This is a genomic window from Tsukamurella asaccharolytica (assembly GCF_007858435.1).
Classification (GTDB): domain Bacteria; phylum Actinomycetota; class Actinomycetes; order Mycobacteriales; family Mycobacteriaceae; genus Tsukamurella; species Tsukamurella asaccharolytica.
On record NZ_VIGW01000076.1, the window covers coordinates 1 to 508 of the forward strand.

The 508-nt window shown below is 39.2% G+C and carries 1 protein-coding gene; it reads left to right on the forward strand.

Annotated elements, in window-relative coordinates:
- Positions 1 to 3: 3 nt before the first annotated feature.
- Positions 4 to 138, forward strand: coding sequence for an aspartate 1-decarboxylase (locus tag FK529_RS21000; protein WP_369122208.1), 135 nt, complete (start codon positions 4 to 6; stop codon positions 136 to 138).
- Positions 139 to 508: the final 370 nt, after the last annotated feature.

The following is a 508-nucleotide window of genomic DNA, read 5'->3' on the forward strand; positions in this document are numbered from 1 at the left end:
ATTATGGCTTATTCCGGCTATAGTGAAGAAGAGCTAAAAGAGCATAAGCCGCAAGTGGTCTTTGTAGATGAAAATAATAGAGTCCATAAAATGTCCCAATATGAGAAGCATGGGCGCTTAGAGGAGATGGATATATAGGCTCTGATGCTATCGCTATAAGAAGATCGATCTTGGGAAAAAAGAGCTGCCCTTTGGCAACTCTTACCATCTTACGTTACCTTCACTCGCCATTTGCCGGTGAGGAGTTGTTGCATCAATGCTATTTTCTCAGCTTTGAGGTATTCGAGACTCTCTTGGAGTAACTCAATTTCCTGATCCGCAGTGGAGAGAAGTTCGGCGATTTTCTCTTGTTCGGCAAGAGGGGGGATCCTAAAGATTGTCAATTTTTATTTTGCATTAATAGCTTTACTGCAATTAGATAGCGAGTAAAAAATACTTTTTATTTTTTTATAAGATTGCGTTCTTGATCTTATATAGGCAACTAAAAACCTCACTCAACCTTACTTAC